The sequence below is a fragment of the Paenibacillus sp. DRB1-1 genome (genome assembly GCF_052119485.1).
In the GTDB taxonomy this organism is placed as follows: Bacteria; Bacillota; Bacilli; order Paenibacillales; family Paenibacillaceae; genus Paenibacillus; species Paenibacillus polymyxa_B.
In genome coordinates this window covers 188,667-201,381 of the sequence record NZ_JBODQH010000001.1, presented here as the reverse complement: position 1 = coordinate 201,381, position 12,715 = coordinate 188,667, and the positions used below count along the sequence as shown (strand labels likewise).

15 protein-coding genes and 1 pseudogene are annotated in these 12,715 nt (G+C 45.9%); 13 read left to right on the top strand and 3 right to left on the bottom strand.

Annotation, left to right across the window (positions count from 1 at the left end):
• Nucleotides 1-48 precede the first annotated feature (48 nt).
• On the bottom strand, nucleotides 49-618 hold the full coding sequence (locus tag ACQW03_RS00830; RefSeq protein WP_441947850.1) for a TraR/DksA C4-type zinc finger protein: 570 nt from the start codon (nucleotides 616-618) through the stop codon (nucleotides 49-51).
• Between the two features lie 144 nt (nucleotides 619-762).
• Here ACQW03_RS00830 and ACQW03_RS00825 point away from each other — a divergent pair, with 144 nt between their 5' ends.
• The 7 genes and pseudogenes from ACQW03_RS00825 to ACQW03_RS00795 all read left to right on the top strand — a co-directional run bounded on the left by ACQW03_RS00825 (nucleotide 763) and on the right by ACQW03_RS00795 (nucleotide 4,836).
• The gene (locus ACQW03_RS00825; protein ID WP_441947848.1) at nucleotides 763-1,140 is read left to right on the top strand and encodes a DivIVA domain-containing protein; all 378 of its coding nucleotides are present in this window, start codon (nucleotides 763-765) and stop codon (nucleotides 1,138-1,140) included.
• 97 nt (nucleotides 1,141-1,237) lie between these two features.
• Nucleotides 1,238-1,672, top strand: a complete 435-nt coding sequence (locus tag ACQW03_RS00820; protein ID WP_013310015.1) for an Rrf2 family transcriptional regulator — start codon at nucleotides 1,238-1,240, stop codon at nucleotides 1,670-1,672.
• Between the two features lie 24 nt (nucleotides 1,673-1,696).
• Entirely contained in the window at nucleotides 1,697-2,197 is a 501-nt protein-coding gene (locus tag ACQW03_RS00815) for a metallophosphoesterase family protein (protein ID WP_441947846.1), read from the top strand.
• Nucleotides 2,198-2,232: 35 nt separating this feature from the next.
• The gene (locus tag ACQW03_RS00810; protein ID WP_441947844.1) at nucleotides 2,233-2,559 is read left to right on the top strand and encodes a (2Fe-2S) ferredoxin domain-containing protein; all 327 of its coding nucleotides are present in this window, start codon (nucleotides 2,233-2,235) and stop codon (nucleotides 2,557-2,559) included.
• Between the two features lie 129 nt (nucleotides 2,560-2,688).
• A pseudogene (locus ACQW03_RS00805) lies at nucleotides 2,689-2,967 on the top strand (hypothetical protein).
• 106 nt (nucleotides 2,968-3,073) lie between these two features.
• Nucleotides 3,074-3,676, top strand: a complete 603-nt coding sequence (locus ACQW03_RS00800; protein WP_025722870.1) for a nitroreductase family protein — start codon at nucleotides 3,074-3,076, stop codon at nucleotides 3,674-3,676.
• A gap of 236 nt (nucleotides 3,677-3,912) precedes the next feature.
• A complete protein-coding gene (locus tag ACQW03_RS00795; protein ID WP_441947842.1) occupies nucleotides 3,913-4,836 on the top strand; it encodes an NAD(P)/FAD-dependent oxidoreductase in 924 nt (307 codons plus the stop codon).
• Nucleotides 4,837-4,846: 10 nt separating this feature from the next.
• Here the strand turns inward: ACQW03_RS00795 and ACQW03_RS00790 are convergent, their stop codons facing one another.
• Nucleotides 4,847-5,176 (bottom strand): hypothetical protein, encoded by a 330-nt coding sequence (locus ACQW03_RS00790; RefSeq protein ID WP_071644288.1) that lies wholly within the window; start codon nucleotides 5,174-5,176, stop codon nucleotides 4,847-4,849.
• Nucleotides 5,177-5,318: 142 nt separating this feature from the next.
• The gene (locus tag ACQW03_RS00785; RefSeq protein WP_007430161.1) at nucleotides 5,319-5,639 is read right to left on the bottom strand and encodes a winged helix-turn-helix transcriptional regulator; all 321 of its coding nucleotides are present in this window, start codon (nucleotides 5,637-5,639) and stop codon (nucleotides 5,319-5,321) included.
• A gap of 290 nt (nucleotides 5,640-5,929) precedes the next feature.
• Here ACQW03_RS00785 and zwf point away from each other — a divergent pair, with 290 nt between their 5' ends.
• From zwf to ACQW03_RS00755, 6 genes are all read left to right on the top strand, one after another.
• Nucleotides 5,930-7,432: a glucose-6-phosphate dehydrogenase gene (zwf, locus tag ACQW03_RS00780; RefSeq protein WP_441947840.1), complete on the top strand. Its 1,503-nt coding sequence runs from the start codon at nucleotides 5,930-5,932 to the stop codon at nucleotides 7,430-7,432.
• Between the two features lie 54 nt (nucleotides 7,433-7,486).
• Nucleotides 7,487-8,380: a phosphogluconate dehydrogenase (NAD(+)-dependent, decarboxylating) gene (gene gnd, locus ACQW03_RS00775; RefSeq protein ID WP_013310023.1), complete on the top strand. Its 894-nt coding sequence runs from the start codon at nucleotides 7,487-7,489 to the stop codon at nucleotides 8,378-8,380.
• 156 nt (nucleotides 8,381-8,536) lie between these two features.
• Complete coding sequence (locus tag ACQW03_RS00770; protein WP_028542409.1) at nucleotides 8,537-9,211, top strand: SOS response-associated peptidase; 675 nt, start codon at nucleotides 8,537-8,539, stop codon at nucleotides 9,209-9,211.
• 380 nt (nucleotides 9,212-9,591) lie between these two features.
• Nucleotides 9,592-10,800, top strand: coding sequence for an MFS transporter (locus tag ACQW03_RS00765; protein WP_071640639.1), 1,209 nt, complete (start codon nucleotides 9,592-9,594; stop codon nucleotides 10,798-10,800).
• 55 nt (nucleotides 10,801-10,855) lie between these two features.
• Nucleotides 10,856-11,302 carry an OsmC family protein gene (locus tag ACQW03_RS00760; RefSeq protein ID WP_013310026.1) on the top strand — a complete coding sequence of 149 codons (447 nt, stop codon included), beginning with the start codon at nucleotides 10,856-10,858 and terminating at the stop codon, nucleotides 11,300-11,302.
• A 69-nt stretch (nucleotides 11,303-11,371) separates the two neighbouring features.
• Nucleotides 11,372-12,457 carry a lactonase family protein gene (locus ACQW03_RS00755; protein ID WP_071640641.1) on the top strand — a complete coding sequence of 362 codons (1,086 nt, stop codon included), beginning with the start codon at nucleotides 11,372-11,374 and terminating at the stop codon, nucleotides 12,455-12,457.
• Nucleotides 12,458-12,715: the final 258 nt, after the last annotated feature.

Here is a 12,715-nt window from a genome sequence, read left to right as displayed (position 1 = left end):
AAAGGACAAGCTGCTTTTTTAGATGAACGAATACATAAGCATATAGCATTACATATTTTCATCATAATCGGTGACATCACGCTTGGCGGCAGTTGCAGGCGAGTTTGATGTACCGTATTTCTCCACGGCGTCCCATGCGCCCGCATCGTCAAATCGTCCTGCATTCCGTTGGCGAACCTCACCTGCACCCTTGGGCGGTGGAGTCATGACCTGTTCCTCTACAGGACGGTCATTCGATAATTCTCGAGTTGGCGTGTGCTCGATTGTATAGGCTGTATATGGAATGGCTTGCAACCGTTCAAAAGGAATTTCTTCCCCGCTCTCCACACATATTCCGTATGTCCCATCCTTCATCCGTTGAAGGGCTGCATTGACCTGCTCCAGCTCGTCTTGCAGCGAATCATTAATCGCCAGATCACGGGACCGTTCAAAGGTTTCTGTCCCTATATCAGCGGGGTGGTTATCATAGGACGAGAGCTCACCTGTGGAATCTGTCAGTGTTTCTCCCAATTGATCGTTTTCCTGACCGTTTTGTTCAAAATGCTTTTCTAAATCCTTTTTCTGCTCCAGCAACATATGTTTCAGCTCTGCAAGCTGCGAATCGTTCAAATGGTTCATGATCATCTCTCCCCTTCGTGATCTGTATAAGTGACACGTATGCTCTTTTATACCCGTTCAGAGGGCCGGGCAATCAGCAGAGACTTTTATTCCCAGCCTAGAATGTGATATAAAAAGAATAGTGTGTTAAGGAGGGAATAACCGATGGATGAACATATGAAGCGTCGTCTGGATAAACAAAAGCAGTTGTTTAAACAACTGGGCATTCAGCTGGACGCGCTCTCCATTCATGAGAAACAGTTTAAGAATAAAATGCGCGGCTATGATCCGGACGAGGTGGATGCCTTTCTGGATGAAGTGATCAAGGATTATGAACGCTTTTATGCGAATATAGCCGACCTGATGGACAAGTGGCAGGAGCAGCAGGCAACCATACGTGATTTGAAAAATGCGCCTAAGCCTGCCGCCGACCTTAATGGACTTGACCGTCGTCAACTGGAGGATATCGTTAAGCAGTTGGAATATAGTGTACGCCAATTAAAAGTGCGAGTACGTACTGAAAATGACTATTTTCCGGAGTAAGATGCAGTAAGCACTGTGTTGGTGCCTCTATTGTGGTATGATGGAAACAAGCATTTTACCAAACATTTAATGAGGCACACACATAAAGGTGGTTAACATGAGTACCCATTTTTCCGTTAGTATCCATTGTCTGCTTCTTCTGGCTGAAGGGGCACCGGAGCGAATGACATCGTCACTTATTGCTTCCAGCATCAATACAAATCCGGTAGTTGTGAGAAGGATTATGAGCCGACTCAAGCAAGCGGGTTTGGTAGATTCGTCGCCTGGAGCACGCGGCTTTCGTCTAAGCATGTCCAGTTCAAACATCAATCTGAAAATGATCTATGAGGCGACCAAGGATGAAGGTCCGTTGTTCGCCATCCATACCGATAGCAATCATAATTGTGAGGTAGGCAGGAACATAGACGCATTATTGGATGGTTTATATACCGTGGCAGAGCAGAAAATACAGGCGTTTTTCGAGACCGTTACGCTGCGAGATCTGGAACAGGCACTTCAGCAGCGCGTGGGGCAACAAAGTTCATCTGTGTAAAGACGCTGGTAAGGAGTAATTGATATGAAAATCATCGTACTTTCAGACACTCATATGCCGTATAGAAGCAAAACACTGCCTAGTCGGCTTGTACAGGAGTTAAAAGGCAGTGACCTCATTCTCCATGCCGGAGACTGGACGGATTGGTTCGTATATGAACGTCTAGCTGAATTTGCGCCTGTGCAAGGCATTGCTGGAAACAATGATGGAATGGACATCGTGGAGCGTTTAGGCTATCAGCGAATCGTTGATGTTGAAGGCAAGCGGATCGGTATGGTTCACGGTCACGGCTGGCGAGGTTCGACAGAAAATATCGCATTGAATACGTTTAAGGGAGAAATGCTGGATTGCCTGATTTATGGACATTCGCATATTCCGGTGGTCAAAACGATTGACGGTCAGCTTGTCCTTAATCCGGGGTCTCCGACGGACAAACGTGGCGAAGACGAATATTCATTTATCGTGCTGACGATTGAAGCTGGTCAGATGGAAGCACAGCTTGTTCTTTATCCAGATAAACATTGATTTAAAACCAACAACTGTTGATTAAAGGGGAAGCTATGGCCATTTTTGAATTAGAACCGATGAAGCATCATGTGTTGATCTGCAATGGAGGCACATGTATGCGACATGAGGGTGAAGAAGTTACACAGGCAATTCGGAATGAAATTCGTAAACAAAATGCAGAAGCATATATTCACACGACCAGAACTCGTTGTAATGGGCGTTGTCATGATGCTGCGGTTGTGATCGTATATCCTCAAGGGGACTGGTATGGTCAAATGACCCCCGACTCGGGGACTCAACTGGTGCAGAGGCTCGTAACGGGAGAGAAGCTGGAACCTCATCTTTTTCATGAGTGTACAGGTAAATCCAGCTCGGAATAATCCAATCAACCATCTATAAGAACAGAGTAGAGAAAATCTTTGTGGAGATTTTCTCTTTTTTGCGTTTAATCCCCGATGTGAAAGGTAAAAGTATACTGTGGACACCAATCCGATAGGGAGGGAAGTAAAATGGCCCCATTTGAAGATAACCTGCACGATCAGAATGAGCAGAAAGGGCAGACGGGGAGAGGAACAACGGAGTCTAAACATCAGGAACAGTCGATCAATCGAGATCATGCAGAGCAGTATCCGACAGAGTAGGAAAGCTTGTTTGACCGTTTTGAGATTGAGCAGACGGTAGACGCCATTCCTGTAGAGGATTTGAAGATGGAAAGGCAGGAGGAGAGAGACAAGGATGCAACCAAGCACACCTCTTCCAGTGAGAAAAAATATAATGGTGGCGTATAATCATCAACTAACTGGTAATATTTAAAAAGAAATCTCTTGACTTTAAGATATATGTAATGTATATTAAGTTACGAAAAGTAATTAATTTTTCTCAGGAGGTAACAAAATGGCTAAAGACTTCTTCACAGCTCTGAAAGACAGACGCTCCTATTATGGTATTAGCAAAGAACAAGTCATTTCTGACCAACGGATTCAAGAGATTGTAGAGGAAGCTGTTAAGTACACACCTACCTCTTTCAACTCCCAAACTTCACGCGCTGTAGTGCTGCTTGGAGAGCATCATGACAAACTATGGAATATTACAGAAGATATTTTGCGTGAGGTTGTAGGCAATGAGGAGCAATTTAAGTCTACTGCTGAGAAAATGAACGGTTTCCGCAGCGGATACGGAACAGTCTTGTTCTTTGAAGACAATAACGTGGTGGCTGGTCTACAACAACAATTTGAAGCCTATGCGGACAATTTCCCGATCTGGTCCAACCAATCTAATGGTATGCTGCAATTGGTTGTATGGACGGCTCTGGAGCAAGAAGGACTGGGCGCATCCCTTCAGCATTACAACCCATTGATTGATGAAAAAGTGAAAAACGAATGGAACATTCCTGAGCATTGGAAACTGATTGCTGAAATGCCATTTGGTAAACCGACATTCCAACCAGGTGAAAAAGAATTCCAGCCTGTTGAAGAACGCGTAAAAACATTTAAATAATTTTTACGATAAAATGACGTTTCAGGTTCAGCCTGATTAGAGCACTGTGGTTATCTACAGTGCTCTTTGTCATTCCATTTTTAAGGCATGTAAGCTTTTGATATATACGGACACAGGGGTTAATTCATCCGTTAGTGGGTGATATTATGTTTAAAATTGGATGAGAAGTTTACATAGGTGTTATTGCGATTTTATGCAGATGTCTAGGATAACGCGCATTCAAAGGAGGAAAAGTTATGAACTATGATTGCATTATTGTTGGTGGGGGAATTGCCGGATTGCAAGCAGCGATTCAATTGGGGAGATACAGCAGTCATCGAGTTCTAGTGATAGATTCGGGCTATGGTCGATCTACGCTGTGCCACCAGTATCATAATATTTTGGGCTTTCCTGACGGAATTTCTGGTGAAGAGCTGCGACGGCTTGGACGTAATGAAGCCACGAAACTAGGTACTGAATTTGTTGAAGGGAAGGCGGTAAAAGCCGCCAAAAGAGATGAGCTTTTTGACATTCAAGTGGAGGGAGGATCCGTGTATTCGTCAAAAACGCTGCTGTTGGCGACAGGGCTAACGGACCGTTTTCCAAAGCTAGATGGGTTACAAGCCTGCTTGGGCCACAGTGTATATGTATGCCCGGATTGTGATGGTTATGAGGTTCAGGATCGCAGCACGGTTGTTATGGGGGCAGGCAAAGCAGGAGCTTCCATGGCTCTGATTTTATCAGCGCGCACCGATCAACTTGTTTATGTCGATCATGAGCGTTCAGAGGTGCCGGACGAGCTGATCGATAAGTTGCGAGAAAAAGGGATTGGCTATAAGGAAGCAGCCATTTCTGAGATTATAACCGGAGAACCGGGCTGTTTTGAAGGAGTGCGGCTGGCTGATGGACAAGTGGTTCGAGCAGAGCGGGGGTTTTTAGCCTTTGGCAGCAATCACGTTCATTCAGAGCTGGCAGAGCAACTGGGTGTACATCTGCTGCATAATAAGCATATCGAAACTCATCCTCGCAGCAAAATGACAAATGTGGAAAATGTATGGGTAGCCGGGGACTTAGGAGCACATGCCGAGCAAGCGACTGTGGCGATGGGAGAAGGAGCCGTGTCAGCGATTTGGATACACAAGGTATTAACTGGTATGAAAACAAAAGTACCGCAGCTCTGAGAGCTGCGGTTTAGAACGATGGGCGTGTACTCATTGAGAGATGAAGTTCGAAGCGTTTTAATTGATCGCTCATGCCGTACTTACGTAAAATTTCCGTTTGTTTGTTGCCGATAAGATCAAAATGCGGATAGGGCTGACGCTGATGAATATATTGGGGGTCCAATCCGTTATGGTTGCACCATAAGCGCAGCTTGTCCAAATCAGAACATCCCACCTTGGTGACGGTTGTAATGCCTGGAAAGCGATCATCCAGCCAGTAATGTGTAAGAAAAGCAATTTCACCACGACTGACCTCTCTTTTCCAGGCCATAAGCTCCTGCCGGGTAATGCCAAATGCCATCATTCTCATCCTTCCTTGGCTCATTCTGAAATCATGAGCTGCTGCGCGGTTGTCCCATTATTTTCGTACTATAGTTTGTATTATGATCCACATGGGGTAACACAATAACAGGAGACCATGTGTGACGACCTCCTGTTAGCGGTTAAAGCCATCTCTCGGCCCAGCTCTCCACACCATTTAATGCATCACCTAGCTCTTTACCCTTGCGTGTCAGCGAATACTCGGTACGCACAGGCCGCTCTGTGATGACATTGCGAAGGATCAGGCCGGAAAGCTCTAGTTCCTTGATGCGTTCGTTCAGCATGCGTTTGCTAAGATCAGGTATGGAGACGTGAATTTCACTAAATCGTTTGGGATGTTCCATCAAAGTATGAATGATGAGAGCGGTCCATTTTTTGCTGATGATCTGAAAGGACTGTTCCACCTTACCGCACAAAAGCTTAGGCTGCCTGTCGTCGCTCATCTGAATCCCCTCAATTTCATTATTGTTTTAAACAGTATACTAAAAGTAACTCTGTATACCAATAGTAACTATAACGCTTTGTATCAACTGTGACATATTTAACAGTTTTTTCTCTTTCCCTTCGTCAATCATACCACAGAAAACGTTATCATTAAAGGATATATCGAATGTTCACGATTTCGCTAAAATTTGATTGACTTGCCCCTTATTTTGGGTGTATTATGGGTTACGTTAATTCCTCAGGTAACTTTTAATAACCTCATCTTTATAATGGGAAGAAGGAATATTTCATGGATTCAATGACATTTGTCTTATTTGGAGCGACAGGGGATTTGGCGAAACGTAAAATCTACCCTGCCTTGTATAATTTGTTTGTAGAAGGTAAAATTCCGGCTTCCTTTTCTGTAATTGGGATGGGGCGTCGTGAAGTGGCGGATGAGCAATTTCAAAGTAATGTAGAGCAATCCATTAAGGATTTTTCCAGACACGTGAATGAAGACCGTGCACAGATGGATCAGTTCTTAAGTGCTTTCCGTTACAGCGCATTGAACGTTAATCACCCGGAAGATTATAAAAAGCTGCTACAGCTTGCTGAGCAACGTGAAAATGAATTGGGAATTCCGGGGAACCGCATGTTTTACTTATCGGTGGCACCGGAATTTTTTGAAGTGATTGCCCTCAATATTCGGGAGAGTGGTTTAGCTGAAACAAAGGGTTGGAAACGGCTCATTATCGAAAAACCATTTGGACATGATCTGGAATCAGCACGTGAGCTGAATGATCGCCTGAGCAGAACCTTTGCTGAGGATGAGATTTATCGTATTGACCATTACTTAGGTAAGCCCATGGTGCAAAACCTGGAAGCCTTAAAATTTGCTAATCCATTGCTTCAAGGGATATGGAACAATCAATACATCGCCAATGTGCAAATTACCGCTTCCGAGACTGTAGGGGTGGAGGAGCGAGCGGGATACTACGATCACTCCGGCGCTATTCGTGATATGGTACAAAATCACATGCTACAGGTGTTGATGATGACGGCGATGAACAAGCCGGGACATGTCACGGCTGACCAGGTGCGTGACGAAAAAAGCAAGGTTATGGACGCGCTTCGTGCGCTTGATCCTTCCGATATTGCTTCCAACGTGGTTAGAGGTCAATATACCAACGGTGAGATCAACGGAAAAGCAGTTCCTTCCTATAAAGAAGAGCCGGACATCGGTCCTGATTCACAAAATGATACTTTCATTTCAGCTCGCCTATGGATTGATAACGAACAATGGTCTGGTGTGCCGTTCTATATTCGTACCGGCAAACGTATGAAAGAAAAATCCACTCGTATCGTCGTGGAATTCAAAAAGGACAGCACAGATCCTTATGCCGCTCAAGGGCAGCCGTCCGACCCGAACTTGCTGACCATCCATGTTAACCCGGATGAAAAGGTAACGCTGCGTCTGAATAGCAGAGACCCGCTAAACGCCGGTCAACTGGAAACGGTTCTGATGAATTATCATTCCGAGGCTAAGGATGTACCAGAAGCCTATGAGCGCCTCATCTTTGATGCGCTGCGCGGCGATTCCACCTTTTTTGCTCATTGGAACGAAGTTGAGCTTTCATGGGTGTGGGTTCAACCTGTACTGGAAGCTTTTGCTCGTGGTGAGGTCCCACTTCATACGTATGCAGCAGGCTCTTACGGTCCAGAAGCTTCAGATCAATTGTTGGAAGAGCAAGGCTTTACATGGTGGCTGGACGAAAAGTCCGAAAGCACTGAAAAAGCAGTCGTTCGTTCTTAACACTAACAAGAAAGTATATACAAAATATGTTTGCTACGGCAGGAGGCCTTTACTATGCAAGTAGGATTAATTGGTTTGGGAAAAATGGGCTTGAATCTCGGAAAAAATTTGATCGATCATAAACATGAACTTGTTGCTTACGACGTCAATGCAGCCGCCATCCAAGAAATGAAGGATTATGGAGCTAAAGGTGCTTCTACATTGGAAGAGCTTGTACAGGCAACTCAATCCCCTAGAGTATTATGGATTATGGTTCCTCACCAAATTGTTGATTCTGTGCTGGATCAGCTTCAACCGATGTTGTCCAAAGGGGACATCATTATTGAAGGTGGTAATTCTCATTACAAAGAGTCTATTGCTCGTCATGCCCGTCTTCAAGAATATGGTATCAGTTTCATGGATGCTGGGACCTCAGGCGGGATGGAAGGCGCACGCAATGGCGCTTGTTACATGATCGGTGGAGATCCGGAAGCTTGGGCGGTTGTTGAGCCTATTTTCCGCGACACAGCAGTGGAAAATGGATATCTGTATGCAGGTAAATCCGGAAGCGGACATTTTCTGAAAATGGTTCATAACGGTGTGGAATACGGCATGATGGCTTCCATCGGTGAAGGATTTGAAGTGCTAGAAAAAAGCAGCTTTGACTTTGATTATGAACAAGTAGCGCGTGTGTGGAACAACGGTTCTGTTATTCGCTCTTGGCTGATGGGCTTGACTGAACGTGCATTCTCCAAAGATGCAAACCTGGACGAAATCCGCGGGGTTATGCACTCTTCTGGTGAAGGAAAATGGACGGTTGAGGAAGCACTGGACATTCAGGCTGCAACTCCAGTCATTGCTTTGTCCCTGCTGATGCGCTACCGGTCTCTTGATGCGGACACGTTCAACGGGAAAGTGGTTGCTGCGCTGCGCAATGAATTTGGCGGTCACGCGGTAGAAAAGAAATAATAACAATATAAGCTAGTATCTATCCCCGTAGCTTCACAACTGCGGGGATATTGCTATATGTTTTGTCGTTTATTGGGATTTTGCAAAATCTGCATATGCATATTTTTCCTTGTATATCCGCACAATAGGTGAAAAAGGCGGAAGGATGAATAGCGTATGTGCAAAAGGTTTTCGTTATCGGCTGATTTGGATGAGGTAAGGGATCATTTTGGTATACAACGGGTGATGTATTATTACAAAACGCGTTATAACATGAGTCCCACCCAGCATATTCCAATTGTGCTGCATCAGGATGGAGAACGGGTACTTGATGAATTTCGCTGGGGATTTATTCCCTACTGGGGCAAGGATTGTGTCAATGCAGACTTGAATACGGTTCGGGTAAATCCGAGTTATCGCAAGATGGCGGAAACCCGACGCTGTATCATTCCATGCAATGGATTTTATTATTGGCGCAAATTGGGTAAACGCATGTGTGCTGTACGGGTGGTACTGCCGGAACAGAAGATGTTTGCGGTCGCGGGGCTATATGAAGTATGGCAGGATAGTCGTAAGGAGCCTTTACGCACCTGTACGATGATGACAGTTCATGCCAATACGGATATACGTGAATTCGATACCCGTATGCCAGCTATTTTGGAAGCTGATCATATAGATTCATGGCTGGACCCGTCTGTCCAGAACATAGATGAGCTGTTGCCTCTACTGCGCACGTATGAGCAAGGCGACATGAGCATCTATCCAGTGACCCCACTGGTGGCCAATGATGAACATGATAACCGTGAATGTATTCAGGAAATGGATTTGCAGTGGTCCTGGATTAAACCTTAAACGTATGGAGATTTTCATCCATTATTGATCATAAGCTTCCCGCCACCTGCATAGGTATGTATTGGGGAACAAGCGTCATGATCCGGGGAGAGGGGAAACGGCCGAAGGAGTATCTCATATGGGATGGAGGCGATTGGAATGAGTAACGATACACTCATCCAGCTGCTGGTGCTCATGGTGACGATCATCGGTCTGGTCCAAAACCGGTAAGTGGCAGGTTCCAGAAGGCGGGAGAATTGCCGTAGGCAATCTTCCGTTTTTTTTCTGTGTTAAAAAGCTCGCAGATTAAGGAAGCTTACGGTACAATAGATGCAGGCTACAGGTGACAAGACACCTGAATATACGTCTACATACGATATATTTTTAAGGGAGAGCGAATCATGAGTGAATTAACTTCATTACCACCAGCCAAAAAAAGAAAATTGCTTTTTAGCGCAGGACTCAGCTGGTTGTTTGATGCTATGGATGTGGGGCTGCTTTCATTTATAGTCGCAGCGTTGGCAAAAGAGTGGCATCTGGGATCTGAGCAAATTGGACTGCTGACTGCAATGAATTCTATAGGGATGGTGTTCGGAGCCGCTTTGGCGGGGATTTTGGCTGATCGTTACGGCAGACGTGCTATATTAGTGTGGACATTGTTGATCTTTTCTATTGCCAGCGGCTTATCAGCTTTGGCGACAGGACTCGGAATGCTGCTGGTGCTGCGTTTTATTGCTGGTGCAGGCTTGGGTGGGGAATTGCCTGTTGCTTCGACGTTGGTGTCAGAATCAGTGCCTGTGAAAGAACGAGGAAGAGCGGTTGTGCTGCTGGAAAGCTTCTGGGCGGCAGGCTGGATCCTTTCGGCTCTTATTGCTTATTTTGTTATTCCAAAGTATGGTTGGCAAATGGCATTTATTCTCGGCGCAGTACCTGCGCTGTACGCTCTTTATCTGCGCAGAGCTATTGAGGATTCACCGCGTTATAAGCAGCAAAGCGTTAAACTTCCGCTGCGTGCACGATTGGCTTCGATTTGGTCGGGACCCAATCGCAAGTCTACGCTGATGCTGTGGATTTTATGGTTCACAGTTGTATTTTCATACTACGGCATGTTCCTGTGGCTACCGAGCATTATGTTTATGAAAGGTTTCGAACTGGTTAAAAGCTTTGAATATGTGCTGATCATGACGCTTGCGCAACTACCAGGATACTTTACCGCCGCCTATCTAATTGAAAAGCTAGGGCGAAAATTCGTACTGATCATCTACTTGCTGCTCACAGCAGTGTCTGCCATTTGGTTTGGCACCTCGGAAACAGCGGGAATGCTGCTAGCTGCTGGTATCTGCTTGTCCTTTTTTAATCTTGGTGCATGGGGAGCCATGTATGCTTATACTCCGGAATTGTACCCGACAGCTGTACGTTCAACTGGTGTGGGTATGGCGGCTGCGTTTGGCCGTATTGGAGGCGTTATCGGGCCGTTTGCGGTCGGTATACTCGTAGGACAGGGCGTAGCGTTACCATCTATCTTTGTGATTTTCTTCGTAGCTATCTTGATTGGAGCAGCGGCTGTATGGTTGCTGGGTACGGAAACTAAAAATCAGGAGATTGACTAACCTTTACATTCACCTGTGTAAAGATTCATAATATAAGAGAGAGGAGTGACCTGAAATGGAGCATACCTTTCTGCTCAAGGCAGACTGGAACGGGGGGCGCAACAGCGACGGCCGTATTGAGGCTGGACAGTTGCGGACTGCAATTTCGATCCCGGCTGAGATGGGAGGCCCTGGTGTGGGCACCAATCCAGATGAAATGCTGCTCGGTGCCGCCGCTACCTGCTATTTGATTACTTTGGCGGCGATGATGGAGCGCGCGAGTCTCCCGGTGGCATCACTGGCACTGGAATCCGAAGGGATTGTCGATGTAACGAACAATATTTTTACATATCGCCGAATTGTGCATCGTCCGCAGGTTCAATTGGCCGCCGATGCGACAGAATCGCAGATCGAACAAGCATTGCGACTGGCAGAGCAGGCAGAAACCTCATGCATGATCTCGCGTGCCGTAGCGGGGAATGTGGCGTTGTCCACAGAGCCCGTGGTGGAGCGCGCCTCTTAAAGCGATATTTGTAACAGGAGCAATCATTCCAACTGCCCATCATTTTTTTAATCCAAGGAGGACACAACCATGACAGCACAACAAAAATTGCTCGTATTCGCAGGCTCTTACGCCGAATTGGAAGGTAACGGGGTTTATTCGTACACTTTTAATGAACAGACAGGAGCACTTACACTACAGGATGAGTTCTCCGGCTTGAAAAATCCTACATTCTTGAATGTGGACGTCAAAAATCGGAAGCTGTATTCCATTGGAGAGACGACTTCTGCTGCAGGAGCGAAAGTAGGCGAAGCCTCTGCTTTCGAAATTGACCCAGTTAAAGGAACATTTACATTGCTGAATCGTGCGGAAAACGTGGGTGCAACAACTTGCCACATTCAGCGTGATCCATCTGATCGTTACCTTATTGTAGTCAGCTACCACGGAGGTATGGTGGGACTGGTGTCTCTGACTGAGGACGGACGTATTGGTGAGTTGCTGGATGTTAAACAGCATGAGGGCAAAGGAGCGCATCCTGAACGTCAGGATCGTCCACATCCACATTCCAGTTTCTTTAGTCCGGATGGCCGCTTCCTGTTCGTACAAGATCTCGGTCTGGATATGATCCGCGTTTACACCATTGATGACAGCAAAGGACAACTGGTGCTTCATGGTGAAACGAAAACCCATGCAGGTGCAGGTCCACGTCATTTGACGTTCCACCCGAATGGTAAATTTGCTTTTGTCATTAACGAAGTGGATTCTTCCATTACTTCTTTTGCATATGATGCAGAGGCTGGCAATCTCACTGAGCTTGAGAGCGTACCGACATTGCCGTCTGACTTTACAGGTGAAAACACAACTGCTGAAATTGCAATTTCGGAGGATGGGGCTTATCTGTACGGGTCCAACCGTGGGCATGACAGCATTGTGGTATACGCTGTAGACGGTGCAACTGGCAAGCTGAGCTTGGTCGAGCATGTATCTGCCGAAGGAGAGCATCCACGCCATTTTGCTTTGACTCCAAATGGTGATCATATGCTCGTGGCCAACCGCGACACCAACAACATTGTTACGTTCAAAGTGGACAAGGCAAGTGGACGCTTGACCTACACTGGGCAACAAGTAACCGTGTCCAAGCCAGTATGCGTACAGCCTTTTTACTTTTCTGTGTAAAAATTAGGAAAACATTAGGGGTAACTAAATAACGGTATGCGGCTTGTGACCGCTACGAGAACGGATCATTCTTCCGATCGCTGTTGCCCCCGGATTTCTCGATTGTATGTTCAAGGGTAGAAATCCGGGGACAAAGGCGAACGCTCCGCTTCTTCAGAACAATTCCGTCCTCTCTGCTGCTTTAGTGCTTTTGGCGACCATTTTTTTATGCAGAAACAATAAATGAATACGTATATGTTGATGGTACTGATAGATTAA

Coding starts and splice junctions, on each gene's coding strand:
- ACQW03_RS00830 (WP_441947850.1), bottom strand. CDS start 618: ATGAACCATTTGAACGATTCGCAGCTTGCAGAGCTGAAACATATGTTG.
- ACQW03_RS00825 (WP_441947848.1), top strand. CDS start 763: ATGGATGAACATATGAAGCGTCGTCTGGATAAACAAAAGCAGTTGTTT.
- ACQW03_RS00820 (WP_013310015.1), top strand. CDS start 1,238: ATGAGTACCCATTTTTCCGTTAGTATCCATTGTCTGCTTCTTCTGGCT.
- ACQW03_RS00815 (WP_441947846.1), top strand. CDS start 1,697: ATGAAAATCATCGTACTTTCAGACACTCATATGCCGTATAGAAGCAAA.
- ACQW03_RS00810 (WP_441947844.1), top strand. CDS start 2,233: ATGGCCATTTTTGAATTAGAACCGATGAAGCATCATGTGTTGATCTGC.
- ACQW03_RS00800 (WP_025722870.1), top strand. CDS start 3,074: ATGGCTAAAGACTTCTTCACAGCTCTGAAAGACAGACGCTCCTATTAT.
- ACQW03_RS00795 (WP_441947842.1), top strand. CDS start 3,913: ATGAACTATGATTGCATTATTGTTGGTGGGGGAATTGCCGGATTGCAA.
- ACQW03_RS00790 (WP_071644288.1), bottom strand. CDS start 5,176: ATGGCATTTGGCATTACCCGGCAGGAGCTTATGGCCTGGAAAAGAGAG.
- ACQW03_RS00785 (WP_007430161.1), bottom strand. CDS start 5,639: ATGAGCGACGACAGGCAGCCTAAGCTTTTGTGCGGTAAGGTGGAACAG.
- zwf (WP_441947840.1), top strand. CDS start 5,930: ATGGATTCAATGACATTTGTCTTATTTGGAGCGACAGGGGATTTGGCG.
- gnd (WP_013310023.1), top strand. CDS start 7,487: ATGCAAGTAGGATTAATTGGTTTGGGAAAAATGGGCTTGAATCTCGGA.
- ACQW03_RS00770 (WP_028542409.1), top strand. CDS start 8,537: ATGTGCAAAAGGTTTTCGTTATCGGCTGATTTGGATGAGGTAAGGGAT.
- ACQW03_RS00765 (WP_071640639.1), top strand. CDS start 9,592: ATGAGTGAATTAACTTCATTACCACCAGCCAAAAAAAGAAAATTGCTT.
- ACQW03_RS00760 (WP_013310026.1), top strand. CDS start 10,856: ATGGAGCATACCTTTCTGCTCAAGGCAGACTGGAACGGGGGGCGCAAC.
- ACQW03_RS00755 (WP_071640641.1), top strand. CDS start 11,372: ATGACAGCACAACAAAAATTGCTCGTATTCGCAGGCTCTTACGCCGAA.